The sequence below is a fragment of the Phytoactinopolyspora halotolerans genome (genome assembly GCF_010550675.1).
GTDB classification, from domain to species: Bacteria; Actinomycetota; Actinomycetes; order Jiangellales; family Jiangellaceae; genus Phytoactinopolyspora; species Phytoactinopolyspora halotolerans.
In genome coordinates this window covers 40001-62976 of record NZ_JAAGOA010000025.1, presented here as the reverse complement: position 1 = coordinate 62976, position 22976 = coordinate 40001, and the positions used below count along the sequence as shown (strand labels likewise).

The following is a 22976-nucleotide window of genomic DNA, read 5'->3' as shown; positions in this document are numbered from 1 at the left end:
GGGTCGTCGCACCATACGGAACTCGCGCGATGCAGGGCCGCGAAGGCGAAGCCGGTGCTGGTCCGGATCAGCGCCAGAGGACGCGTACCTGGTCGCGCCATAGGGTGAGCACGTCGTCTCGGCCGTCGGCCTTGAGCTCGTCGCCGCGGTTCCACAGGCCGAGGTACAGCTGGGCGGCGGTACCGGTGAGCGTCGCGTGGGCGTTTCCTGTGTCGCCGACCGTGGTCAAGACAGGCTCGTCGCTGATCTGCACGGTCCACGCGTGACCGGTGTCGATGGTGGTGACCAGCACGGCGAACGGCTCGGGTGAGCGCAGCCTGCTCTTGCGACGCGGGATGAAACCGCAGAGGAGCTCGTCGATGCCGTCGGCTGCGAATGACGGGTCGAGCGGCACGTCGGACGCGAGCGGTGCGTGCCCGATCTCGGCTGCGACGGCATCGATGCTGTGGATCGTCGTCTCGTGTGCTTGTCGTCGTGCCCAGAATCGGCGAGGTGGCGGTGCGTCCTTCAGGAACACCATCGCCTCGGCGTCCTCGGTGGTGTCTCGTAGCGTCGCGAGTAGATCGTCCAGGCCTGCGGTGAACCACGCCAAGATGTCGGGTGCCGCCTTGCCTTCCGACTCCGAGGCGGCAGCGTCATGGTCTCCGTCACCGCGGAGATTGGCGGCGGCCCACCGGTGCACCATGCCTTGATGTGCGACGAGGTCGGTGACGTCCCAGGCTGGGCAGGTCGGCACGGCGGCGGCCACTCCAGCGCGGGCGGCGGCGTCGCGGAGCCTCGTCCCGCTGGCGGCCAGTGCCTGAAGGTGGTCGTCGAGCGCCAAGTGCGTCGGCATGACGGAATCGTAGAGTCGGCGATGCTGCCGTGTCTGCGCACCGTTGAGACGTTGACCGTTTCCGGCGGGAGGTTGGCCGGATATGGTCAGCCGCGCAGCGACTGGAGGAGGCGGGTGAGCGTGGCCATGGTGTCCTCTAGGTCACGGTCGCGGTTAGGAGACCGGGCAAGCCAGAGCGCGGCTTCGTTCATCGCCCCGGACAACAGGTGGGCCAGTGGCGTGATCGGCTGGTCGACGATGACGCCGTCGTCCACCAGCTGCGTCAGCGCGGCCTCGAGTTGTTGCATGGAGGTGGCCGCGTCCAGGTCACGCCAGTCACTCCAGCCGAGCACGGACGGGGCGTCGATCAGCATGATCCGCTGAATCCCCGGTTCCGTGCTCGCGGTGAGGAAAGCTCGGCATCCGGCGACGAGCTGTGTCCAGGGGTCGGCGTCCGGAGCTGCGTCGGCGATGCGCTCGGCCACCTCGCCGTGGACGTGTTCGAGCACGGCGCGGAACACGTCGTCCTTGCCGGAGAAATGATGGTAGAGCGCGCCCTTGGTGACGCCTGCGGCCTGGACGATCTCGGTGAGGCTGACGTGCGCGTATCCCTTGGCGGCGAAGAGGCGTCGGGCATGTTCGACGAGGGCACGGGTGGTTTCCTCGCGCTGCTGTGCCTTGGTCCGCGTCGTACGTGTCGGCTGAGGCGTCGTGGGCATGGACCGATCATAACGGTTGACGTACCGACGGTATGTATCTATGATTCGAAGAAGAAACATACCAACGGTACGTATCTTTTGAGAGGCGGAAACCAATGAAACTGTCGAGCTTCTATCCCGTGATCAGCACGGACAAGGTGGCAGAGAGTCGCCACTTCTACGTGGAACACTTCGGCTTCGCCGTGGTCTTCGAGGCCGACTGGTACGTCAGTCTGCGGCGCGACGGCGATCCGTCGTACGAGCTGGCGATCCTGGACGCTGGCCATCCGACCATTCCGGACGGCTATCGGAACGTCGCCAGAGGGGTGCTGCTGAACTTCGAGGTCGACGATGTGGACGCCGAGTATCGGCGGCTGGTGGATGGTGCCGGACTGGTGCCGGTCTTACCGCTGCGCAGTGAGGACTTCGGCCAGCGTCACTTCATCGTGGCCGATCCGTCGGGTGTGCTGGTGGACGTGATCACGGAGATCCCGCCGTCGGAGGAGTTCGCGCAGCAGTTCCTGCAGTGAGTGAGGTATGCGAGCGCCCCGCGGAGCGTGGGGAGGGAGGCCTCGCACCGCAGGGCGCTACGTGTGGTCAGGCGGCGACGAGTGCCGGGCTGTCGAACAGGTTGTCGGCGGCGTCTTGGCCCTCGTTGACGAACTCGACGAGGTAGGCGCGTAACTCGGCCGCGAACTGCGCGATCTCGTCGGATGTGAACCCGGCGATCGTCGCCAGCGCTTCGACATCCGGAACCTCGGCGTCGACCAAGGATTCCGTCATCGTGTCAACGTCGACATCGCAGGATCTGGATAGCGTGGCGATGGTCTCGCCGCGCTCGAGGGCCGCCTCCAGTGCTGCTGGTGTCACGCCCAGGATCTCTGCTGCAGTCGGAATCGCGTACATTTTCACTCCTCATGACGAGGGTCGTCTCGTCGTTGATTGCCATCCTTCACACCGAACCTGAGAGAGCGCCAAGAGTCAGATGAACAGACCATGTGAGCTCCGTCTCCACCTCGGTGCGCTGGGAGAACGCGAGTGCACCTCGGTCGTGTGTGTGTTGTGCTTCGACGGTGCCGTGCGTCATTGGTGACTCGGCTCACAAGTGGGCAAAGCTTGTGGGCGGCCTGCCGGCCGATGTGGGCGCGAGGGGGTAGGTGGATCAGCCTTGGCACCCTGAACGAGTGACAAGGAGGAACTGGCGCACGGCAGACGTATCGGACAAGTTGTCAACGTCTTTGTCATCATTCGGTTGCGCGTCTGGCGCCTTGGGGTGCGTGGGATTATTCTGTCCGCCATGAATGATCTTGAGCGCCGTTTGGTGGGGCGCGGAGCGCGGCTTGATGCCACGTCCGCGTCGGAGGGTTCGGCGCCCACGTCTACCCGCGTCCGGGCGTGGCTGGGAGTCGGTCCACGCCGGTTCGGCTCGCCTGGCCGATGCTTGGCCGTACTGTTGTGCGCAGTCGTCGTACTTGCTGGTTGCTCAGATGACGAGCCTGATGCCCAGCCGACCGACGCGTCCAGCGCGACCGGCGAAGCAGTAGCCGAGTCTGAGTCCACTCCGTCCCCTGGACCGAGCGACAGCCCCGGTGCGACAGCAACCGACGAGGCGACGGATGGCCCCAGTCCGGCGCCCGACCCAACGGCGGAAATCGAAGCAGAGATCACCCAATTCTTCGAAGAGTACATCGACGTCGTAAATGAGAGCTGGTCTTCAGAGGACGCACTGGAGCGACGCCGTGAGATGTTCGCCGACAGTTGCCAAGAATGCTTGCATGGTTATGAGCTGACTAAGCGCAAGCATGATGAGGGCCTCGTATTCGACGCGGGTGAAGTTGTAGTCTCTAGCGTCCAACTGACGTCGATTGAAGGCGGGTCGGTGGTATTTATGACTGTGATGGATTCGCCCTCAGGTGCATTGCGTACGACCGGAGGCGAGGTTGTCCAGGAGTTTGACGAATATGTAGATGTCCAGAGCGTCTACCAGGCGGTTCGAAGCGAGGCTGGGGATTGGATCATCGTATCGGGAGAGGTTTTGTGAGCCGGAAGTTTATCTCCCTTTCAGGTGCAATCGTATTGATGCTCTACTTCACAGTTATGGTGGTTCCTGCGCACTCTTGTGGCGTGTGGGGTGGCGAGTGCCCGCCTTCGCCGCCGACGCCGGAGGTGGATAGTCAAGGTGTCGGATACATCTACGACAGCAACACACGGACGTTCTACCCGGATACGCCGCTGCCTCAGGGTGGCGAGGCGATCGATGAGGACGGCGTGGTGTGGATGGTGCGCTACGTCGTCCGCTGTCGGACAAACGAGTCCGATCTTCCCGGAAATGTCATGTGTGCCGAGGCTATCTGCGAAGAGGACGGCGAGTACGGCCTCTACGTGCGCGTCTATCGGAGGGAGAGCGAAAGCGATCCGTGGGAGCCGTGGCCGGGCCGGGATCGTGTCTGCCAGACCGCGGGGCAAGGCGCAGAACCGATACCTCTCGCCAACGTCGAAGCGGAGGTCGTCTCAATTCTGGAGGAGCACTATAAGCAGATCACCGAGCCAGAGATCGACGTCGCCCCGGCGGTGAATGCCGTAGTGAATCTGCCCGTGATCGCTTCTACCGAAGATCCAGGGACGGTCGGTTTCGATATCGAGAATCCGCTTCCGGGGAGTGTCGAAGCCGAGCCGTCGTATGCGTGGTCGTGGAGCAACGGCTCTGGCGGTACAGGCCCCGGTTATGGATATGACGGCACCGATCCGATCACGAATCCCGGCCACTACCCCGTACACGCCGTGTACACAAGGTCAGGCGATGGCCACGTCGATCTGACCGCGACCTGGGAGGTCACCCTGTACGTCGACGGGAACCCGCCGATCACGGATATCGAACCCCTCGTCTACACGGCAGCGGAAACCTTCACCGTGCACAGCGCCCGCACCGTCCTCGTCGACTGAGCGGGCGCTGTGCCCACCCGGTCACGCCGAACCGTTACGCCTCGAGGAGCTGCTTGAGGGCGCCGAAGTGGTCCCGCCAATAGGCCTTCATCTCGGCCGCCGCCTCGGCGTCTGGCAGCTTCTCGTGTTCGAGGCCGACGGAGGACTTGGCGTCGCCCTTCGCGGTGAACCCGGCGACGATCCGGGTCCCGTCGTCGGCCCAATCCGCCCGGAATGTCTTCGGTGCGGTCGCGGTACGGACGTGCAGCGCTGCGCCCGGCAGCCACTTCTCCCGGAGCACGGCGTCATTGAAGGCGTCGAACAGGCGCTCAACGGGCACGCCGACGGTCTTGCTGGCCGTCGCGGAAAAGGTCCCGTTGCTGCGCTGCCCGGGCGCGCGCATGCCTCGTGCCTGTTCATACGCGACGGTGATGCTCTGCGCCCACCAGCCGGGCACGTCGTGATCCTCGATGAGCCACCGAGCGATCTCGGCGTGCGCCCGTGCAGTGGCGTTCCACTCATCGAGGAGCGCGAACCACTGGTCCCAGCCGCGTCCGGTGCGCTCCAGCGCCGACTGCTCGGACTGTTGTAGGGCTCGAACGGCGCCGTTCTGTTCGGGCGGAGCAACCTCGGCGGCCGGCTCACTCGGCGCCTCGTCGTTCTTGCTGAGCAGCTGGCGACGCGCGGCGGCGTAACTTTCGCCGGTCTTCTCCATCCGAGTGCGGACTCGGGTCTTGAACGACTTCTGCTTGGTCATCACATGCTCCTGTTCACGGCGCGGCTACGAGACTCACGCTCTCGTCACCCCGCCGGATGGGGCATGCTCACCTGTGTCCCGAGAACTCGTGGTCCCCTTTGCCTCCACGGAGCCGGTGGCGTGAGCACCGGAGAGAGGAGGTGAGGCGTGGAACACCGCCGACACCAGGTTATGCGTGGTATCCGGACGCCGCAACGCGCACCCTGGGTCATGATCATGAACAGTATCCGTTCACATAGCACGGCAAGTGTTCATGATCATGGGGGTGGGGGAGAAGGGTGGGGAGTGTGGGCTGGGTCGGTGCTGCCGATGGCGGCGCCCGTATTGTGCACACATGGCACGGTCTCGACGGCGGCGTTCGCGCGCATGGGTGTGGTTGGTTGTCCTGCTTGTCCTGGCGGCCCTCGCCGTCGGTGCAGAACTGCTCGCCCGCGCCGTCGTGAAGGACCGTATCGCCGCGTTCGTGGCCGACGAGTGGGGCGGCACGGCCGAGGTCTCGCTCGGAACCAGCCCGGTCATTCCGCGCCTCATCAACCGCGAGCTGGCCACCGTGGAGATCGACGCGCAAGGGCTCAGCTACAGATCGATGACCGGTGCCAGCGCGCACGCGGAGCTGACCGATGCCCGCTGGCTCGGCGGAAACGACATCTCGGCCGCCAGCGCCGTCATGGACGTCGACGTCCCATCCGAGGGCCTCGAACAGGCCATCGTCGACGCTCTCCCCGGCCAACTCGTCGACGTCGAGGTCATTCCGTTGCCTGAGACCGAGCAGCTGGAGGTGCGTGCGCAGCCGGAGGGAGCGGCGACGCTCGTGGTCACCCCAGGGCTGGACGGCGACTCGGTCATCGCTGAGATCGATGAGGTGGACGTCGGCGAGCAACTGCCCGGTCTCGACGTGGAGATCGACCAAGCCGGGACGTACCGGATCTCCGATCTCTCCGGTCTGCCGCTCGGCCTGCGCGCGCAGCAGCTCACCGTCACCGGCGACGGCGTGTCGCTCAACCTCGACTCGTCGTCGTAGGCGTCCCGTGCGACGTCGGGATCCCCAGGCGTCGACACATCCGTTCGGCCAGCGGTACGGCGAGGATCGCCGCCGCGACGCCCTGGACCGGGGGGCAGCCCGACTGCCGGCTCGTTGCTCACATAGGGCGACGACGGTAAGCCCTCCATACCGCCGAGGAGGCCGACCACAACCCGGCCGACCTCCTTCACCAAGACGCCGCCCAGCGTGAACTCGACACCGTCCGCAACCCCGCCGAAGTCCTGTCAGCGAACTCTGCGATCGGGTCTGTGATGTCGAAGCGCTCAATGGAATGCGCGGGCGTGGATTCGGGCCCATTGCTCGAAGGTGCGCGGCTCGTGCCCGGTGACCTCCCGGACGGTGGGGAACACTGTTGATTCGTCGAGAGTGCCTTCGGCGTAGAAGTCGATGAACGCGTCGACGTACTCGGGGGGCATCGTCCGGCTCATCTCCTCTCGTGCCTGGGCGTCTGTCAGGCCCTGGCAGCGAAGGTCGCGTCCGAGTACGTAGGCGAGCACGGCGACCTGGTCGGCGGGCAGGAGGGGCTGTGGTCCGGTCAGTTCGTGGATCCGGCCTTCGTGGTCGTCGGTGATCAGTGCCTGGGCCGCAACGGCCGCGATGTCGTACGGGTCGATGACGGCGGCCGGGACGTCGGCGAACGGCACGCGTATCGCGTCGCCGGCCGCGAGTTGCGGCCGCCAGCGCAGGGCGTTGGACATGAAGGCCCGCGGCCGGAGGAGGGTCCACGGCATCCCGGACTCGCGCACGGCTTGCTCGGCGAGGGTCATGTAGCGGGACACCGCATTGTTGAGGTCCGCGAGTGCGGCGGAGCCTCCGGAAAGCAGCACGACCTGCCGTACTCCGGTCCGCCGGGCCAGCGTCAGCATGCCGGGCATGTCCTGGTAGCCGGGCAGCAGGAAGATCCGGTCGACCCCGGTCAGAGCGGCGGTCAGGCTCTGCGCCCGGTTCAGATCACCGGTCACGACTTCGACGCCGGGGGGCACTACGGAGGCATCCGTCGGGCTGTGCGTAAGCGCGCGCACCTGCTTGCCGGCCTCGGACAGCGCACGAACCAGCTCCGACCCCACATTTCCGGTTGCACCGGTCACCAAGATCATCTTCATTTCCTCCGTCGATCGTCGTGGGCCAGAGTCAGGCGACGCGGATGAGCCCGATGGACAAGGCGATCAGCGCGGTGGCGATGAGCAGCGCTCGACACGCGTGAGCGTCGTGCCCGCGCAGCGGGAGCCCTCGCGTCCCAGCGCGAGGTGGACGAAAGTCCTCCGGATTGCGCCAGCGCGCCGACCAGCAACGACGATCGGCAGGAGCTCAGCAGGGTCCATCAAGTTCGCACCTTCCCTGGAGACGCGTTCGGTCTTCCCGTGGTGTCTGCGACATGTGAGACGAAGTGGCTCGGTGATTTGTGACATGCCACGGACGGCCTCGACACGGCCAATGTTCGGCACGACCAGTTGTGCGGATGTGATGCGACGAGTTCGGCGAGTTAGCCAACGGGAATCTTCCGCATGGCGAGCATGACGGTCGATGCCGACGGTGATCGGCATCAGATCACGTCGCTCAGCTCGGCCTACACCCACCTAGCCGCGGCGTCGCGAGCATCGTTGGTCAGCGCTCCCGTCGCTCTGTGACTCATGCCACACACGCTTCCTGTCAGCAATCGAGGCGCAGTTCCGCTCAATTCACCGAGAGCGAGGAACCGACAGGAGCAACGTATGAAGCACCGCATCGACGCCTTCAGCACCGGCGGCACGTTCGTGGCACGTCGCATCCTCGCGGTCACCATTCAGACGCAGGTCCCCATCTCACCGCCCATGCACACGGCAACCGGTCCTGCTCCGGGCTGATTGTGCATGCCCTTTCTTAAGAGGAATCCATGAGTACGAACTCTGCACAGGCGGCACCCGCGGACGGGAGCCGCGAGGGCGCGCCGGCTGCGCGTCAATTGCGCGTGATCCTGATCGCCGTCTCGATGGCGCTGATGGCTGTCATCGCGTCGGTGTCCGGGCTGAACGTCGCCCAGACGCAGATGGCCGTCGACTTCGACACCTCGCACGACACAGTCCTGTGGATCATCAACATCTACACCCTCGCCCTGGCCGCACTGCTGCTGCCGCTCGGCGCGATCGGTGACCGACTGGGCCGCAAGCCCATGCTGATCGCCGGGCTGGCCGTCTTCGGCGTGTCGAACGTGGTGGCGGCCCTGGCCCCGACCGCCGAGGTGCTGATCGGCGCGCGCGTGGCCAGCGGTATCGGCGCAGCAACGATCATGCCCATCACCCTGGCCGTCATCACCTCCACCTTCCCCGAGGAGCAGCGTGGAAAGGCGATCGGCGTGTGGACCGGCGTCGCCGGAGGTGGCGGCATCCTGGGCATGTTCCTCTCTGCCCTTCTCGTCGACGTCGCCGACTGGCGCTGGCTGTTCGCCCTGCCCATCGCGCTGATCGTCGTAGCCATGGCCATGACGCTGACGTCGGTTCCCAACTCCCGCGAGCGCTCCGGCCACGCCTTCGACACCATCGGCGCACTGATATCCATCGTCGCCGTCGCCGCCCTCATCTTCTGCCTGCAGGAGGGACCGGAGCGCGGCTGGAGCGCTACCGCGACCCTGGTCAGTCTCGCCGTCGGCCTCCTCGCCGCAGCCGGTTTCGTGTCCTGGGAACTGCGCCGCCGGGACGCCTCGCTGCTGGACGTTCGCCTGTTCCGTGACCGCGGCCTGGCCGGCGGCTCGATCACGCTACTCGTGGTCTTCGGTGTCCAGTCGGGCATTTTCGTGGTCCTCTTCCCGTTCCTTCAAGCCGTGGTCGACTGGTCGGCGCTGCTGTCCGCGGCGGCGCTCATGCCCATGGCGGTCGCGATGATGATGGCCTCCGGCCTTGCGCCCAGGCTGGCCGTGCGGGCCGGTCCCCGCTCGACAATGTCCGCAGGCATCGTGCTGACCGGCGTCGGCCTGGCGCTGATGGCCCTGCTGGTCTCCGTCGACGGTGGTTACCTGTCGATCCTGCCCGGCATAGTCGTCATGGGCTTCGGCATGGGCCTGGCCATGGTGCCCTCCACCGAGGCCATCACCCTCTCCCTGCCGCGCGAGAAGCAAGGCGTCGCCTCCGCCCTCAACGACGTCACCCGAGAATTCGGCACCGCACTCGGCATCGCCATGCTCGGCGCCATCCTGACGGCCGGCTACCGCAACGCCATCGACGACCGGCTGGACGGCATGCCCGAGGAGACCGCGGGCCCCGCACGGGAAGGCATCGCCACCGCACTCGAGGCCGCCGGCGGCGCGGGCTCACGCGCGCAGGACCTGGTCGACGCCGCAAGGCAGTCCTACATCGATGGTTGGCAGCAGGCCATGTGGGCAGGCGTCGCCGTTATGGCCGTGCTGTTCGTCTACATCGCCCTGCGCGGCCCGAAGAACAGCGTCCCCGCGGCCACGTCGAACGAGGCAGAGGACACCGAGGTCGTCGCCGCCCGATGATCGCCTGGGTGCCTGTTGTCGTTTCCGAGTCTGCGGGCGGCGTTCTCGCTCCTGGCTCCGGATGACGGCAATCATCGTTGATGAGGAGCCCAGCCCATAGGGTGATCCGCGTGGACAGCACCGCCACTGATGGCTTCGACACCAGCCTGTTCGAGGCCAGCCGGAACCGGCTGGCCTCGCTGGCGTACCGGATGTTGAGCTCCGCCGCCGATGCCGAAGACATCGTGCAGGATGCGTTCCTGCACTGGCAGGCCGCCGACCGGCAGCGGATCAAGGTACCGGAAGCATGGCTGACCAAGATCGTCACAAACCTGTGCCTCGACCGGCTCCGCTCGGCGTCGGCCCGCCGCGAACGCACCGTCGGCGCCTGGCTGCCCGAACCGCTGCTCGACGGCGACCCGATGCTCGGCCCGGCCGACTCATTCGAGCGGCGCGAATCGGTCTCACTGGCCGTGCTCACGCTCATGGAGCGCCTGTCGCCCCTCGAGCGGGCCGTCTACGTCCTGCGTGAAGCGTTCTCCTATAGGCACACCGAGATCGCCGAGATCCTCGGCATCACCGAGTCCGCGAGCCAGCAGCACCTCCACCGGGCCCGGCGCCGCATCACCGCCGCGCGCCGCGGCGGCGGCGAAGTCGACCCGGTCTCCGCCCGCAGGATAGTCGAGGAGTTCCTCGCCGCTGCCTCCTCGGGCCGCACCGAACGGCTGGTTGCGCTGCTCACCGACGACGCGATCGCGATTTCCGACGGCGCCGGCCTGACCCAGAAGCTACTGCGGTACGGCACTCCGCGGCACATCGCCGCTGTCGCACTGGCAGGCTTCAACCCTGCATCCGTGCGACGGCGATTTGCCGGCGATATGCCCACCGTCCACTACGCGCTCGTCAACGGCGCTCCCGCCATCCTGTTCGTGGTCGACGACCAGGTCGTCGGCACGGTGACGTTCGAGACCGCGGGCGGCAAGGTCGCAATGGTATTCGGCATCGCCGCGCCCGCCCGCCTCGTCCGCCTCACCGAAGCCTGGCGGCAGCGCGAACCCGACGCGCCGCTCGTCACCCGGTGGTGAAGTGGGGTGGCGTACTGGACGCCTTGCCACAGTTCGGCTTGAGCATCGGGACCGTCCGGACGTCGCCCTGGATCTGCTCTTCGCCTCATGTGGGATTGAGCAGCTCAGTGGACCGACGTGCGTCGGCAGGTTAGGAATCTGTGGCGTGGCCCGAGGTGGCGGCTGGCGTCGATGATGCTGCGGTCGCGGTCGGCGTCGGCGGCGCGACAGGCGGAAGCCTGAGGCCGATCCGGGACCATAGTGAGCGCTGCACGAGCAGCGTGAGGATCCCGGCGATTGTGAGGCCGGCGAGGTTCACCCCGAGTTGAATGGCGGGCGAAGCAGCAGCGACGCCTGGCGCGAATAGAGGAACATCCAGTAGATCGACACATGCCATGGATAGAGTGACAGCCGTGTTCACTATCGCTTCGCTCGTCGCCGATCGGTCGTTGCGGCTGCGGCTCCTGGTCAGCGGCGCGCCGGGCGCGGTCGACGAGCCGGTTCGCTGGGTGCACAACACGGAGTTGCTCGATCCATCTCCGTATCTGCGCGAGCGCGAGCTCGTCATGACCAACGGCCTCTGGTTTCAGGGCGCGGAATCGGCTGCCGAGTTCGTCGGTCACGTCCAGCGGGCGGGCGGTGCGGGGATCGTGTTCGGGTTGCGCACCCAGACCCCGGCGACGCCAGCCGAGCTTGTCGACGCCTGTCGTGCGGCCGACGTTGCCCTCCTGGAGCTGGCCGTGTCGGTGCCGTTCACCGAGCTATCCCGGGCGGCGGCCGACGCCTATGCCGAGCAGCGCCAGCAGGAGCTGACCCGGACCGTCCGGCGCAGCGACGCCCTCGCCGACTCGGTGTCGCGAGGCGGCGGCGTCGCCGGAGTTCTCGAGGTGCTCGGCCGCGACCATCCAGAGTTGGAGACCGCCGTCGTCGATCGGATGGGGCGACATCTCGCCGGTGCGGCGCTCGACGACCGCGAGTGTCGCCGGGTCGCCGAGGCTCTCGCCGCGCATCCGCCACCGTTGGACGTCCGCTTTGACCGGCGCGGACCGGCCGCGGTGTTTCTCTGCGGAGCGCTGGGCGGTGCGGACGCTGCCCTGATCTGCCTGACGGCGATGGACCAGCTGGATGCCGGCCAGCGCGCCGTCGTGGAGCAGGCGGCCAAGTTCGTCAGCCTCGAGCTCGCGCGGACGCAGTTGGCCCAGGCGATCGAGATGCGCTTCTCCAGCGAACTGCTCGACATGGTCTCCTCGACCTCGACCGATGAGCGGTTGGTCGCCGATCGGCTGGAAGGGTTCGGTATCGACCCCGAGGGCTGGCTCACCGCGTGGGCGATCGCCGTCGCCGATCCCGTAAGCGCAGCGTCAACGAGCCCGAATCCGTCGTACCCCGGCGCGGTGGATCCAGGCTCGGTGAACCCGGGCTCGGTGGACACGACCCCGATGGATCTGGTCGAGGCGGTGCGGGAGTTCTTCGTCGTCGAGGCGACGCCGGCCGTCGTCGCCGGTGGTCCGCAGGACGTCGCGGTCATCCTGCCGGCGCGCGGGCCCGACGACGACGTGACCGCCATGGCGAAACGACTGGCGACATCGCTCGGCGACGGCTCCGGCACCGGGGTGGCCGTCGGGCTCGGCTCCGTGGGCACGGGGGTGGGGACAGTGCGGACGGCGCTGCACCAGGCTCGGGAGACCTGCCGTGTGCTGCGGCGCCGCCCACCCGGCGCGCGGGTGGCCAGCTTCGACTCGCTGGGGACGTACCACATGCTGCTCGGACTGCAGGATCCGGCGACGCTGCGCCGGTTCGCGTGGAACGTCGTCGGCCCGATCCGTCGGCATGACGACGAGCGCGGCAGCGAGCTGGAAGCCACGGTGCGCGCATTCCTCGATCACGACGGGCACTGGGCGCAGACCGCCGAGGCGCTGCACGTCCACGTCAACACGCTGCGCAACCGGATCGCCAAGATCGCCGAGCTGTGCGGCCGAGACGTGATGCGTACAGAGGACCGGGTGGACCTGTTCCTCGCCCTGCGCGCGATCGAGACCGCCGACGCTCGTGATCATCGAGGATTCAGGGGGTTATAGCACCGCGGATCCTCGATGATCATGGGGCTGGGCTGAGGGCTGGGGTGGGTTGGGGCTGGGGGTTGGCGGTGGGCAGCTGGTGGCACGGACGATCAGCTCCGGGGACAGCCGCATGCTCTCCACATGACGTCCCTCGATCACGTCCATCAGCATGCGCGTCGCGGCCGCCCCCATGGTGGCGTGCGGGCTGCGGACCGTGGTCAGCTGCGCGGCCTCGGCCACCGGGACGTCGTTGAAGCCGACGACGGCGACGTCGACGCCGGGCTCGCGTCCGGCCTCCCGCAGCGCGATCACGGCACCGAGCGCATCGAAGTCGTTGACGGCGAAGACGGCGGTGGTGTCCGGCCGACGCTCCAGCAGGCGCCGCATCCCCTCGCGGCCGGTCGACGCGTCGAGGGTGGTCGCCTCGACGGCGTCCTCGGGAACGTCGACGCCGCGCTCGCGTAACGCGTCCAGGCAGCCGGCCATCCGCTCGCTCGACGCGCTGGAGTGGGGCAGCCCGCGCAGCACGCCGACGCGGGCGTGTCCCAGGTCGGCCAGATGGGAGCCGGCCAGCCGTCCGCCGAGGTAGTCATCGAGCGTCACGGACGGATAGTCCCCGGCGTGCCTGTTGACCAGCACGAAGGGGATGTCGAGCTCCGCGACCCAGTCGACGTAGCTGCGGTCGAGGTGGGCATCGGCCAGGATGAGTCCGTCCACCCGGCGGGTGAGCATCAGCTCGACACGGCGGCGCTGCTGGTCCGGATCGTCGTAGGTGTTGGCGACGATGGCCTGGTAGCCCAGCTCCAGCACCGTGTGCTCGATCGCCTCGAACAGGATCGCCTGAACGACGTCGGTGAGCCGATGCACGAGCACGCCGACCGCGCCGGACCGGCGGGTGCGCAGGCTGGCGGCGGCCGCATCCGGGCGGTATCCGAGCTCGGCCGCCAGTTCCCGGATGCGCCGGGCGGTCTCGTCTCCGCCGGCGGAGCGCTTCAGCGCCCGCGAGACGGTGGACGGATGGACGCCTGCTCGCTCGGCGATGGTCCGCAGCGTGACTGGTCCTCCGGTGCGGAACCCGGCGACAGGTCCTGCTGCCGTACCGGCGGCGCCGTTCTCTGGGCTGCCCGGCGTCTCCCTCTCTGACCTGCTCACCTGTGAAAGGTCCTCCGCTGACTCTTGACGGCTTTGCGAGCTGACCCTATTGTTCCACGAACGGATGCACAATCGATTGCGCCATCGCTTGCAACACGGCGGAAACAAGGAGCTGGTCGTGTGAGCGGACCGAAACAGCCACCGGAGCGCGACGCCGGACGGATGCCCCGGGTCAAGGTCCTGACCACCGGAGGAACCATCGCCTCCCGGCCACGCGGCGCCGATGTGGTCGCCAGCGACGGGCCGGACGAGCTGCTCACGGCCGTCGACGTCGACGGGGTCGCCGTGCAGGCGGAGGAGATCGTGCGGGTGGGCAGCTACGGCATCGGCGACGAGGAACTCCGCCGCATCGCGCGATCCGCCGTCGTGGCGGCCGGCGCGAACGACGGGGTCGTGGTCACCCACGGCACGGACACGATGGAGGAGACCGCGTTCCTCACCGACCTCGTGCACGCCGGCGGGACCCCCATCGTGTTCACCGGCGCACAGCGCCATGCCGGTGAGGCCGACCGGGATGGGCCGCGCAACCTCAACGACGCGGTGCGGCTCGCGGCACACCCGGGTATGCGAACCGCCGGCGTGACGATCTGCATGGCCGGCAATGCGTGGCCGGCGCGGTTCGCCACCAAGGCGCACACGCTGGCCGCCGACGCGTTCGCTGCCCCATCGTCCGGGCCGGTCGCCATCTGCCACGGCGGGGATGTTCGCGTGGTCGCCCGCCCGGATCGCCCGGCCGGGTTCGCGTTGTCCGTGCTCGACGCTCCGCTGCCGCGCGTCGACGTCGTCTCTGCCTACGCCGGCGCCGACGGGACGTTGGTACGCGCAGCCATCGAGGCCGGCGCGCGCGGCATCGTCGTGGCGGCCCTGGGCGCCGGTAATGTGCCGCCGTCCATGGCGAAGGAGATCCGGGCGGCGGTGGAGGTCGGCATCGCGACCGTGGTCACCTCGCGGACCGGCGCCGGGCCGGTCGTCCCCCGGTACGGCGGCGCCGGTGGAGGCGCTGACCTGGTCAGATCCGGGGCGATTCTCGGCGGAACGCTACGGCCGGCGCACGCCCGGTTGGTGCTGGCGCTCGCACTCGCCACGGCCGGCTCGCAGGCCGGCGTCGCCGACCTCGTGGCCCGGCACGGCTGAAGAAGAAGGCGCGTGGGGGGCTACGCGGACAGGAATAAGGCCCGGACGTCAGTCCGGAGCAGGCAGGACACAGCGAGGAGGAGAGAGGCATGGCCAAGGAGATCTTGTGTGCGTTCGGCGTGGATGTCGACGCCGTGGCGGGCTGGCTCGGCTCGTATGGCGGGGAGGACTCACCCGATGACATCTCGCGCGGGCTTTTCGCCGGAGAAGTAGGTGCACCCCGGCTGCTGAAGCTGTTCCGCCGGTACGACCTGACCACCACCTGGTTCATCCCGGGGCACTCGATCGAGACGTTCCCGGACCAGATGAAGGCGGTCGCGGAAGCCGGTCACGAGATCGGCGTGCACGGCTACTCGCACGAGAACCCGATCGCGATGAGTGTCGAGCAGGAGACGGCCGTGCTGGAACGGTCGATCGAGCTCGTCGAGAGCCTAGCCGGCAAGCGCCCCACCGGCTATGTCGCGCCGTGGTGGGAGTTCTCCCCGGCCACCGCGCAACTCCTCCTGGATCACGGCATCACCTATGACCACTCGCTGATGCACAACGACTTCTCGCCGTACTACGTGCGCGTCGGGGACCGCTGGTCGAAGATCGACTACACGCGTTCGGCCGACGAGTGGATGAGCCCGCTGGTGAGGGGCGAGGAGACCGGCCTGGTCGAGATCCCGGCCAACTGGTATCTCGACGACCTGCCTCCGATGATGTTCATCAAGTCCGCCCCGAACAGCCACGGTTTCGTCAACCCGCGCGATGTGGAGCAGTTGTGGCGGGACCAGTTCGACTGGGTCTACCGGGAGATGGACTACGGCGTCGTGACGTTCACGATCCACCCCGACGTCTCCGGGCGGCCGCAGGTGCTGCTCATGCTGGAGCGGCTGATCGAGCACATCAACGGCCACGACGGCGTCCGCTGGACCACGTTCGACGAGATCGCCGCCGACTTTCTCGCCCGTAACCCGCGTCCCCGTAGCTGACCATCCCAGAACGCGTCCCAGAACGAGGTGAGTTCCATGTCTGCAGTTCCGCCTGTACGTTCCACCTCGCACGATACCGGCCGTGGCGAGCCGAACCACCTGCTCGAGGAGTCGATCCTGCCGGTCACGCTGGCCGGGCGGCAGTTCGGCACCCTCGGCTTCGTCTACATCTGGGTGGGCATGGCGGTGATCATCGCCACCTTCTCGCTCGGTGCCACTGGCGTCTCCGGTCTGCCCCTGGGCACCGTGGTCGCCACCATCCTGCTCGCGAACCTGGTGCTTGCCGTGGTCATGACGCTCACGGCGGACATCGGCACCGAACACGGCCTGTCCTTCGCCGTCTACCTGCGCGCCCCATTCGGCACCGTCGGCACGCACCTGCCGGCGATATCCCGGGGGATCGTGGCGGCGATCTGGTTCGGCATTCAGACTTACCTGGGTGCACTCGCCATCAACGGGATCGTCGAGTACTTCACCGGCTTCTCGTCGTGGCCGCTCTGGTACGCCGTGTTCGCGGTGGTCCAGGTGGTCAACACGGCGCTGGGGATCAAAGCCGTCGAGCGGCTGGCGTCGATCGCGGCACCGGCGATCATCGCCGTGTCGATCTGGATGTACTTCACCCTGGAGGATCTCGCGTCGGCCGAGGGGCACAACATCTGGACGTTCGCCGGCGGTGAGCAGATCTCGATCCTGGTGTTGTTCGTCGGCAACATGGCGTTCTGGTCGGCGCTGGCGGTCGACATCCCGAACCTCACCCGGTTCCTGCGCACCGAGGCCGGCGCGGGTAGCTTCGTCCGCCGGAACAAGCACGTCTTCGCGGCGCAGTTCCTGGCGTTGCCGATCACCCAGGCATTCGTGGCCCTGATCGGAGCGGTCTCCTTCATCGCCGCCGGCGACTGGAACCCGGTCAGCGTGATCCAGGAGACCAGCACCGGGTTCACGCTCTTCGTGCTGCTCGCGCTGGTGATCCTGGCGCAGTGGTCGACGAACAACGCCGCGAACCTCATCCCGGCGGCGCTGACGTTCGTCAACGCCGGCGCGCCGCGGCTGTCGTATCCGGTCGCCGTGGCTCTCGCCGGCGTCGTCGGGACTTTGGCCATGCCGTGGCTGATCCTGGAGAACCTGTTCACGTTCCTGAACTACTACGGCGCGGTGCTCAGCGCCCTCGGCGGGATCATGCTCGCCGACTACTACGTCGTCCGGCGTCGCCGGCTCAACGTGCCGGACCTGTACCGGGCGGACGGGCAGTTCCGATTCGCCGGCGGGGTTAACCCGGCGGGGATCATCGCCTGGGCGGCGGCCGGCGGTGTCGCCGTCGTGCTGCTCGATTACGCCTACATCGTCGGGCTGCCGCTCGGCTTCGTCCTCTACCTGGTGCTGATGAAGCTCTGGATCCTGCCGCGTTATCCGCAGCAGGAGGTCACGTCCGGCTTCGACGTTCGCTTCCTGGCGACGACGGCGGGCTGTGAGTGGGTCTACTCGTCCGACGACGGCGGGCTCACCCGCGCGCCCGCCGGCACGATCACAGCCGCCGACCGGCCAGACGTCTAGCGGCCCAGCGGGCGGCGTTGTCGAGTGTCGCCATCGGGTGCAGCATCGCGTGGTCGAAGTCGGCCGGCTCTTCGCCCGTTTCGAGCTTGCGCGGCAGATCGGGGTTGCTCAGGGCGCTGCGGGCGATCGAGAGCATGTCGGCGTGGCCTTCGTCCAGCACCCGAGCTGCCTGATCGGGGCGGTGCATGCCGCCGTTGGCGACGACGGGGAGCCCGGTGTGTCGTCGGGCGAGAGCGGTGATCGTGTCGCCGGTGTCCAGACGGGCTGTCTCGATCCAGTCCCGTCCTTCGCTGGCGATGTGCAGGTAGTCCACTCCGGTGGCGGCGAGGGAGCGGAAGATGATCTCGGCGTCGTGGGTGCCGGCGGGCCAGCGGTACTCGAAGTCGTTCACCTTGGTCTGGGAGAGCCGGACGCCGACGACGAATCCGGCCGGGACGGCCGTACGGACCGCGGACGCGACCTCGCAGATGAGCCGGACCCGGTTGTTCACGTCGCCGCCGTAGGAGTCTGTGCGCTGGTTGGTGTAGGTGGTGAGGAACTGATCCAGCAGGTAGCCGTTGGCGCCGTGGAGCTCGACGCCGGCGAATCCGGCCTCGTGCGCCTGCCGGGCGGCGTGGACGAATCCGGTGATGGCCTCGTCGATGTCAGCGGCGCTCATCTCCTTCGGCATCGGCCACGGGCCTTCGCCGCCGTACTCGGAGAGCATGGCTCCGCGGGGTCGGACGGCGGACGGGCCGGCGGTCTCATCCGTGTAGCGATTGCCCTGGGAGAGCGCGCCCGCGTGCATCAGTTGCGCGATCAGCGTGCCACCCTCGGCGCGGACGGCGTCGGTCACCGTGCGCCATCCGGCGAGGTGCTCGTCGGTGACCGCGCCGGGCTGGTTCAGGTAGCCCTGGCTGTATCGAAGGTCGGTGTAGGTGCCCTCGGTGATGATCAGGCCGAACCCGCCTCGCGCGAACGAGGCGTAGTACTCGGCCATCTGCCGGGTGGGCACGCCGTCCGGCGTCGCGGACACTCTGGTCATCGGAGCCACGGCGAGGCGATTCAGCAGTTCGAGCGGGCCGATCTGCGCAGGCTTGAGGGCCGGGTGCATGGGCACGGTGGAGTTGGATGTCATGGTGAACCTCGCTGGTGAAGAAACGGGTGCAGGGTGGCGTTGCGGACCGGTCGGGCAGTGTCGCGCGGGGTCAGGTCAGTCTCAGGCGACCGGATCGGAGACGTGGACGGCGAGCGGCGTCGGCCGGCCGCCGTTGATCCCGACCAGGTCCTGCGGACATGCCGAGACGACGACGATGCAGTCGAGCGCGGCCTCGAACGTGACCGCGTCGCCGGACCGTGTCTCTGCGGGTAGCCAGCTCAGCGTCTGATCGGCGTTGACGCGGATGTGCATGAAGACGTTGATCGGTTGCGGCACGACGTCGATGCGCATGCCGAGCGGAGCAAGCGCGGCGTGGAGGTTCTCCGCGCAGGACGCGTGACGGTCGGCTCCGAGCGCCGCGTATCGCGCCGGATCGCATGCCGGGATGAGGAGGTCGTGGTGGCCCGGCGACGTGTCGTCGATGAGGGTCAGAATGGGCCGACGTCGTGTGGTGACGAACTGCTCGCCAGGTGCGGGAAAGAGCCGGTCGACGTGTGCCCGGGTGTGCGCGGCGCTATGGTGCTCGGCCGGGTTGTCCGCCGCGAACGCGAACACGTCGCCGACCTGGCCACCCTGGACGTCGCTGATCCGGATGCGCTGACCGGCGCTGACGGTGAAGGCTCTGCCTTCACGCGCCGGGACCAGGACTGGGCTAGAGGATCTGGTTGCCATGTCGTCCAGTCGAACAGATACCGGTGCACGTCGGGTATAGAGATTTCTCCATCAGGACAGCGCTACGCTGGATGATCAGCCTGACGTTCTGTGGTTCACGCTGCCCGGGCCGATTCGATCATCCCTGCCAACAGGGCTCCTGCGCGTAGAAGAGCGAGTGCGCGTTGGGCGATGGCCTCCAGTCGCGTGTCGAGCGCGGCGAGTGAGTGGCTCACATCGTTGAGGTCGCGGACTGCTGTGATCGCCTTCTGCACGTCCGGGATGCGGTAGCCACCTGCTCGGAGGGCCGCGGTGATGCGCGCTTCCCGGATGGCGGAAAGGGTGTAGCGCCGTGCCGTCCCTGCTCGCGTCGTGACCCGGTCGGGTGCTACCAGTCCGACCTTCTCCCAGAAGCGGAGCGTGGACGCTTTGACCCCGAGGGCCTGCGACAACTCCGTGATGGTCATGGCGTCCCCGTCGACGGGCTCCGCGTCGGTCGTCGCCTCGGCCCGGATGGACTCCAGCGCAGAGCGCGCTGCGAGTGCCTGCGAACGTTCGTCGTTGAGCTTAGCGTGGAGTCCGCATATCAACGCAACCCCTTGCTCGGGCGGCAGGGTGCGAATCGCTTGCATCGCCTTTCGCGCGTCGACAGGTCCCACGGCATGCGCGAGGTCGCGGTACGCGCGAAGGGCACAGACGTGCGCCGCAGAGAACTGCCGGTACCCGGTATGTGACCTGGCTGCATCCGGGACCACGCCTAGCGCCTCCAGATCCCGGACCTGCTGTGCGCTGTAGCCGGTCGCCGCCGCGACGGCAGCCGTGGTCATGGGTGAGGCCGCTTCGCTCGCTCTGATCATGCGAACCCTCCATAAGCACTTCAAGTTCACGCTTGAACCCATGAGTATGGAACAACTTCTCGAGACGGTCAGGGCGTTCGACGGCGTGCTCGAGCTCGCCCCCGCCGAAGGCAGCGTTTTCCCCGAGATCGCCTGGGGCGACCACTTCTTCTACTACGCCCCGGATGGCCGCGTTCCGGAGCGTGAGCAGCCCTACGCCACCATCGTCACGAAGAATTATCCCGACGATGCGTTGTGCGACCTTGACCATCCTGATCGCTGGCGCGTGAACATGCACGTCGGCGCCGGTGCGTTCGTCGAGCTTACGGGCGAAAGCCCCCGAAGCACGGCGAAGCTCTGGGACTACACGGCTACCGACACCGTGCTCCCGCACCCGCTGTATCGGGCACAAGGCTGGGTCGCGATCACTAACCTAGGTGTCAGGACATACGCGTTGGCGACCCGTCTCCTGCATCGGGCACACGACGACGCCAAGCGCCGAGCCCTGCGTCGGAGCACCGGTTCATCGACCGGCTGAGTCCGTTGGCGATGATGACGGCGCTGAGGGTGTCGGCTGGGCAAGCGATGGCAGGCGCAGGCCGAACCGGGACCATAATGCGCGCTGCACAAGCAGTGTGAGGATGCCGGCGATCGTGAGGCCGGCGAGGTTCACCCCGAGTTGAATGGCGGACCGCCCCGCCTCGGACCAGTGTGACAAGGCCAAGCCGAGTGCGATGTTACCCGCGGCGGGGATGGTCGCCACCGAGATGAAGACGCCGACAAGCGACGTGGATTTCTCCGAGGTGATGGCGAGAATGCCTGCGATCCCCGCGAGCACGGCCACGACGAACGACCATCGATCGGCGTGGAAGAAGAAGCCGGTGAGTGGGCGATGGCCGAGCACCTCGGGCTCGACCCAGCCCAGCAGCCTTCCCGCCAGGGCGCACGCCGCCGTGATGGCGATCGCGAACACGAACCCGACCAGAAGTGTCGTCCCTGCCGATGCGATCCGGCCCCACTCCCGGCGGACGACGCCGAAACACGCCGAGGCGATGGCTCCGAACTCCGGTCCCAGCACCATCGCGCCGACGATCAGGATCGGCTGATCCAGCACGCCGCCGATACCCGCCAGCAGGGTCGCCAGCGTGAGGAACGCCAGGAACGACCAGCTCAGCTCCGCGTCGGCGCCGGTCCGCGCGGAAAGTTCGTCCCAGACGACGGCGTCCTCCGACCGTCCCGGCACTGCTCTGCCGGCCGCGTCGGCGTCGGCGGAGATCATCAGGTCGATGTCGTTCACTGCGATGGTGCCGGCCTCGCCCAGCCCGAGTCGCCGCAGCTCGGCGAGGACGGCGTCGGCTCCTTCGCGAACCAGATCGAACTCGATGAGATCGCCGGCGGGTGAGGACACCGCGCCGCGGAGCGTCACAACGTTGACGATCGCAGCGGACCCGTCGGCGAGCGCGACGACGCTGTCCGTGAGACGAGCTGGAGCAATGAGCCGAACATGGAGCATGCCCTCATTCTCCGCAATCGCGGTCCATGAGTTCCGCACATGCGGGAGTCGGGCTCCGCGACCGCAGCGGCTGGGGTTCCGCGACCGCGCACGCCGCCGCCGTTCGCAGCCCGGCTTGAGAAATCGAGCCAGGCCCGGAAAGCTTGCGCCGGACACTGTGGGGACGTCCGAAGCAGTCATCGGAACGTGGACACCCGATCGGCCAGTGGCTCTCTGAGGAGACCGGGAAGGAAGGCATGACCTGGGCGTTGTTCGATCTTGACGACACGGTCCTCGATCACGACTCGTTCGAGCGTTTCACCATCCACCTGCTACGGCGCAACCCCGTCCGCATGGCTGGTGCCGTCGTGCTCCTGCCGGTGATCGGCGTTCTGCTCGTTCGCCGGACGTGGCGGATCCACGCGGGTTCGCTGCTGTTGTGGCTGGGCACAGTAGGAATAGGCGACGTCGCGCTGGCGGAGTTCGTGCAGCGTTACCTGGATGGCCTCGGTATCGCCGGCCGGATCAGGCCGGGCGGAGCTGATGCGCTGGAGAAACACTTCCTTGCCGGCGACCACGTCGCCGTCGTGACCGCATGCGCGGAACATCTCGCCGTTCCACTGTGCCACGCGATCGATCCCCGGATACACGTCGTCGGTTCGACGCTGAGGCGGCGCGCGGGAGGCTTGGTCGCGGACCGCCATTGTCACGGTGCGAGGAAAGTCGACATGCTCGTAGAATCCGGCGTCGACGGCGAGATCGTCGCTTGCTATGGGGACAGCGCCTCCGATGCCCCCATGCTTGACTTGGCCCAGACCGCCGTGCTGGTCAATCTGTCGGAGAAGGACGCCCGTCAGATCCGAGAACACCTCACGAGGCCAGACAGGGTCATGCTCGTCGATTGGCCACCGCCGCGCGAAAGCGTGCCGGCTAAGAGCCGCGGCAAGGACTGAGCGTCCTATCCGTCGTCGCGGTCCTCCGGCGCCGCCCGCTTGAGTTCCCGCGGCTCGGGGTCGGTGTGGCGGTGTACCGCGTCGAGGTAGATGCGATCGGCGCGCTCCTGCGCGCGCTCGTCCGCCTCGATCTGTAGCCGGGCCCGTTCGGTCGCCTCGCGCTCGCGCAGCACCTTCAGCTCATGCGCCCGCTGGCGGCTCTGCACCACACCCCACACGATCCATCCGCCCGACGTCAGCAGGACGATGAAGAGGAGACCGAGGATCAGATCCAGGGCGTCCATCAT

24 protein-coding genes are annotated in these 22976 nt (G+C 67.5%); 13 read left to right on the top strand and 11 right to left on the bottom strand.

The annotated features are described in order from the left end of the window. Positions 1-67 precede the first annotated feature (67 nt). Together G1H10_RS26605 and G1H10_RS26600 are read right to left on the bottom strand one after the other, a co-directional pair. Positions 68-835 (bottom strand): maleylpyruvate isomerase family mycothiol-dependent enzyme, encoded by a 768-nt coding sequence (locus G1H10_RS26605; RefSeq protein ID WP_163743682.1) that lies wholly within the window; start codon positions 833-835, stop codon positions 68-70. A gap of 86 nt (positions 836-921) precedes the next feature. Next, positions 922-1533, bottom strand: a complete 612-nt coding sequence (locus tag G1H10_RS26600) for a TetR/AcrR family transcriptional regulator (RefSeq protein ID WP_163743680.1) — start codon at positions 1531-1533, stop codon at positions 922-924. Between the two features lie 95 nt (positions 1534-1628). On the opposite strand from G1H10_RS26600, the gene G1H10_RS26595 reads away from it, so the two are divergent. After that, positions 1629-2042 (top strand): VOC family protein, encoded by a 414-nt coding sequence (locus G1H10_RS26595; protein ID WP_163743678.1) that lies wholly within the window; start codon positions 1629-1631, stop codon positions 2040-2042. 67 nt (positions 2043-2109) lie between these two features. Here G1H10_RS26595 and G1H10_RS26590 read toward each other — a convergent pair whose 3' ends face one another. Next, positions 2110-2418 (bottom strand): hypothetical protein, encoded by a 309-nt coding sequence (locus G1H10_RS26590; RefSeq protein ID WP_163743676.1) that lies wholly within the window; start codon positions 2416-2418, stop codon positions 2110-2112. Between the two features lie 535 nt (positions 2419-2953). Between G1H10_RS26590 and G1H10_RS26585 the strand changes: the two genes are divergently transcribed. Then, positions 2954-3553, top strand: a complete 600-nt coding sequence (locus G1H10_RS26585; protein ID WP_163743674.1) for a hypothetical protein — start codon at positions 2954-2956, stop codon at positions 3551-3553. Beyond that, positions 3550-4455 (top strand): hypothetical protein, encoded by a 906-nt coding sequence (locus G1H10_RS26580; RefSeq protein ID WP_163743672.1) that lies wholly within the window; start codon positions 3550-3552, stop codon positions 4453-4455. The genes G1H10_RS26585 and G1H10_RS26580 overlap by 4 nt, the downstream gene beginning before the upstream one ends. A 34-nt stretch (positions 4456-4489) precedes the next feature. Here the strand turns inward: G1H10_RS26580 and G1H10_RS26575 are convergent, their stop codons facing one another. Beyond that, complete coding sequence (locus G1H10_RS26575) at positions 4490-5191, bottom strand: DUF4287 domain-containing protein (protein ID WP_163743670.1); 702 nt, start codon at positions 5189-5191, stop codon at positions 4490-4492. A gap of 334 nt (positions 5192-5525) precedes the next feature. On the opposite strand from G1H10_RS26575, the gene G1H10_RS26570 reads away from it, so the two are divergent. Then, complete coding sequence (locus G1H10_RS26570; protein WP_163743669.1) at positions 5526-6212, top strand: LmeA family phospholipid-binding protein; 687 nt, start codon at positions 5526-5528, stop codon at positions 6210-6212. Between the two features lie 284 nt (positions 6213-6496). Here the strand turns inward: G1H10_RS26570 and G1H10_RS26565 are convergent, their stop codons facing one another. Further along, a complete protein-coding gene (locus G1H10_RS26565; protein ID WP_163743667.1) occupies positions 6497-7330 on the bottom strand; it encodes an NAD(P)H-binding protein in 834 nt (277 codons plus the stop codon). A 615-nt stretch (positions 7331-7945) separates the two neighbouring features. Here G1H10_RS26565 and G1H10_RS34195 point away from each other — a divergent pair. The 4 genes from G1H10_RS34195 (at position 7946) to G1H10_RS26550 (ending at position 12826) form a co-directional block, all read left to right on the top strand. Next, the gene (locus G1H10_RS34195; RefSeq protein WP_281354424.1) at positions 7946-8077 is read left to right on the top strand and encodes a hypothetical protein; all 132 of its coding nucleotides are present in this window, start codon (positions 7946-7948) and stop codon (positions 8075-8077) included. Between the two features lie 29 nt (positions 8078-8106). Next, entirely contained in the window at positions 8107-9705 is a 1599-nt protein-coding gene (locus G1H10_RS26560) for an MFS transporter (protein ID WP_163743665.1), read from the top strand. A gap of 110 nt (positions 9706-9815) precedes the next feature. Then, the gene (locus tag G1H10_RS26555) at positions 9816-10769 is read left to right on the top strand and encodes a sigma-70 family RNA polymerase sigma factor (RefSeq protein ID WP_216853689.1); all 954 of its coding nucleotides are present in this window, start codon (positions 9816-9818) and stop codon (positions 10767-10769) included. A gap of 392 nt (positions 10770-11161) precedes the next feature. After that, positions 11162-12826: a PucR family transcriptional regulator gene (locus G1H10_RS26550; RefSeq protein WP_163743661.1), complete on the top strand. Its 1665-nt coding sequence runs from the start codon at positions 11162-11164 to the stop codon at positions 12824-12826. On the opposite strand, the gene G1H10_RS26545 is transcribed toward G1H10_RS26550, so the two are convergent. Continuing rightward, positions 12821-13960, bottom strand: a complete 1140-nt coding sequence (locus tag G1H10_RS26545; protein ID WP_163743659.1) for a LacI family DNA-binding transcriptional regulator — start codon at positions 13958-13960, stop codon at positions 12821-12823. The genes G1H10_RS26550 and G1H10_RS26545 overlap by 6 nt on opposite strands. Before the next feature lie 120 nt (positions 13961-14080). Between G1H10_RS26545 and G1H10_RS26540 the strand changes: the two genes are divergently transcribed. The 3 genes from G1H10_RS26540 to G1H10_RS26530 all read left to right on the top strand — a co-directional run bounded on the left by G1H10_RS26540 (position 14081) and on the right by G1H10_RS26530 (position 17619). Continuing rightward, complete coding sequence (locus G1H10_RS26540; RefSeq protein WP_163743657.1) at positions 14081-15094, top strand: asparaginase; 1014 nt, start codon at positions 14081-14083, stop codon at positions 15092-15094. Between the two features lie 89 nt (positions 15095-15183). After that, positions 15184-16068: a polysaccharide deacetylase family protein gene (locus tag G1H10_RS26535; RefSeq protein WP_163743654.1), complete on the top strand. Its 885-nt coding sequence runs from the start codon at positions 15184-15186 to the stop codon at positions 16066-16068. A 36-nt stretch (positions 16069-16104) separates the two neighbouring features. Next, positions 16105-17619, top strand: coding sequence for an NCS1 family transporter (locus tag G1H10_RS26530; RefSeq protein ID WP_163743652.1), 1515 nt, complete (start codon positions 16105-16107; stop codon positions 17617-17619). Here the strand turns inward: G1H10_RS26530 and G1H10_RS26525 are convergent. From G1H10_RS26525 to G1H10_RS26515, 3 genes are all read right to left on the bottom strand, one after another. Beyond that, positions 17591-18736 carry an oxidoreductase gene (locus tag G1H10_RS26525; RefSeq protein WP_174264695.1) on the bottom strand — a complete coding sequence of 382 codons (1146 nt, stop codon included), beginning with the start codon at positions 18734-18736 and terminating at the stop codon, positions 17591-17593. The two genes, G1H10_RS26530 and G1H10_RS26525, sit on opposite strands and share 29 nt — an antisense overlap. An 81-nt stretch (positions 18737-18817) precedes the next feature. Then, on the bottom strand, positions 18818-19429 hold the full coding sequence (locus G1H10_RS26520) for a DUF1989 domain-containing protein (protein ID WP_163743650.1): 612 nt from the start codon (positions 19427-19429) through the stop codon (positions 18818-18820). Positions 19430-19524: 95 nt separating this feature from the next. Next, positions 19525-20235, bottom strand: a complete 711-nt coding sequence (locus tag G1H10_RS26515) for a MerR family transcriptional regulator (protein WP_163743765.1) — start codon at positions 20233-20235, stop codon at positions 19525-19527. A 76-nt stretch (positions 20236-20311) separates the two neighbouring features. Here G1H10_RS26515 and G1H10_RS26510 point away from each other — a divergent pair, with 76 nt between their 5' ends. Beyond that, complete coding sequence (locus G1H10_RS26510; protein WP_174264699.1) at positions 20312-20782, top strand: DUF6194 family protein; 471 nt, start codon at positions 20312-20314, stop codon at positions 20780-20782. On the opposite strand, the gene G1H10_RS26505 is transcribed toward G1H10_RS26510, so the two are convergent. Continuing rightward, entirely contained in the window at positions 20768-21757 is a 990-nt protein-coding gene (locus G1H10_RS26505; RefSeq protein ID WP_163743646.1) for a DUF389 domain-containing protein, read from the bottom strand. The genes G1H10_RS26510 and G1H10_RS26505 overlap by 15 nt on opposite strands. A 236-nt stretch (positions 21758-21993) precedes the next feature. Between G1H10_RS26505 and G1H10_RS26500 the strand changes: the two genes are divergently transcribed. Further along, positions 21994-22689, top strand: coding sequence for a haloacid dehalogenase-like hydrolase (locus G1H10_RS26500; protein WP_163743644.1), 696 nt, complete (start codon positions 21994-21996; stop codon positions 22687-22689). A 5-nt stretch (positions 22690-22694) separates the two neighbouring features. Here G1H10_RS26500 and G1H10_RS26495 read toward each other — a convergent pair whose 3' ends face one another. Beyond that, the gene (locus tag G1H10_RS26495) at positions 22695-22973 is read right to left on the bottom strand and encodes a hypothetical protein (protein ID WP_163743643.1); all 279 of its coding nucleotides are present in this window, start codon (positions 22971-22973) and stop codon (positions 22695-22697) included. Between the last annotated feature and the right edge of the window lie 3 nt (positions 22974-22976).

Coding starts and splice junctions, on each gene's coding strand:
- G1H10_RS26510 (WP_174264699.1), top strand. CDS start 20,312: ATGGAACAACTTCTCGAGACGGTCAGGGCGTTCGACGGCGTGCTCGAG.
- G1H10_RS26495 (WP_163743643.1), bottom strand. CDS start 22,973: ATGGACGCCCTGGATCTGATCCTCGGTCTCCTCTTCATCGTCCTGCTG.
- G1H10_RS26590 (WP_163743676.1), bottom strand. CDS start 2,418: ATGTACGCGATTCCGACTGCAGCAGAGATCCTGGGCGTGACACCAGCA.
- G1H10_RS26530 (WP_163743652.1), top strand. CDS start 16,105: ATGTCTGCAGTTCCGCCTGTACGTTCCACCTCGCACGATACCGGCCGT.
- G1H10_RS26525 (WP_174264695.1), bottom strand. CDS start 18,736: ATGACATCCAACTCCACCGTGCCCATGCACCCGGCCCTCAAGCCTGCG.
- G1H10_RS26500 (WP_163743644.1), top strand. CDS start 21,994: ATGACCTGGGCGTTGTTCGATCTTGACGACACGGTCCTCGATCACGAC.
- G1H10_RS26600 (WP_163743680.1), bottom strand. CDS start 1,533: ATGCCCACGACGCCTCAGCCGACACGTACGACGCGGACCAAGGCACAG.
- G1H10_RS26520 (WP_163743650.1), bottom strand. CDS start 19,429: ATGGCAACCAGATCCTCTAGCCCAGTCCTGGTCCCGGCGCGTGAAGGC.
- G1H10_RS26565 (WP_163743667.1), bottom strand. CDS start 7,330: ATGATCTTGGTGACCGGTGCAACCGGAAATGTGGGGTCGGAGCTGGTT.
- G1H10_RS34195 (WP_281354424.1), top strand. CDS start 7,946: ATGAAGCACCGCATCGACGCCTTCAGCACCGGCGGCACGTTCGTGGCA.
- G1H10_RS26505 (WP_163743646.1), bottom strand. CDS start 21,757: ATGCTCCATGTTCGGCTCATTGCTCCAGCTCGTCTCACGGACAGCGTC.
- G1H10_RS26595 (WP_163743678.1), top strand. CDS start 1,629: ATGAAACTGTCGAGCTTCTATCCCGTGATCAGCACGGACAAGGTGGCA.
- G1H10_RS26570 (WP_163743669.1), top strand. CDS start 5,526: ATGGCACGGTCTCGACGGCGGCGTTCGCGCGCATGGGTGTGGTTGGTT.
- G1H10_RS26605 (WP_163743682.1), bottom strand. CDS start 835: ATGCCGACGCACTTGGCGCTCGACGACCACCTTCAGGCACTGGCCGCC.
- G1H10_RS26535 (WP_163743654.1), top strand. CDS start 15,184: ATGGCCAAGGAGATCTTGTGTGCGTTCGGCGTGGATGTCGACGCCGTG.
- G1H10_RS26560 (WP_163743665.1), top strand. CDS start 8,107: ATGAGTACGAACTCTGCACAGGCGGCACCCGCGGACGGGAGCCGCGAG.
- G1H10_RS26515 (WP_163743765.1), bottom strand. CDS start 20,235: ATGACCACGGCTGCCGTCGCGGCGGCGACCGGCTACAGCGCACAGCAG.
- G1H10_RS26575 (WP_163743670.1), bottom strand. CDS start 5,191: ATGACCAAGCAGAAGTCGTTCAAGACCCGAGTCCGCACTCGGATGGAG.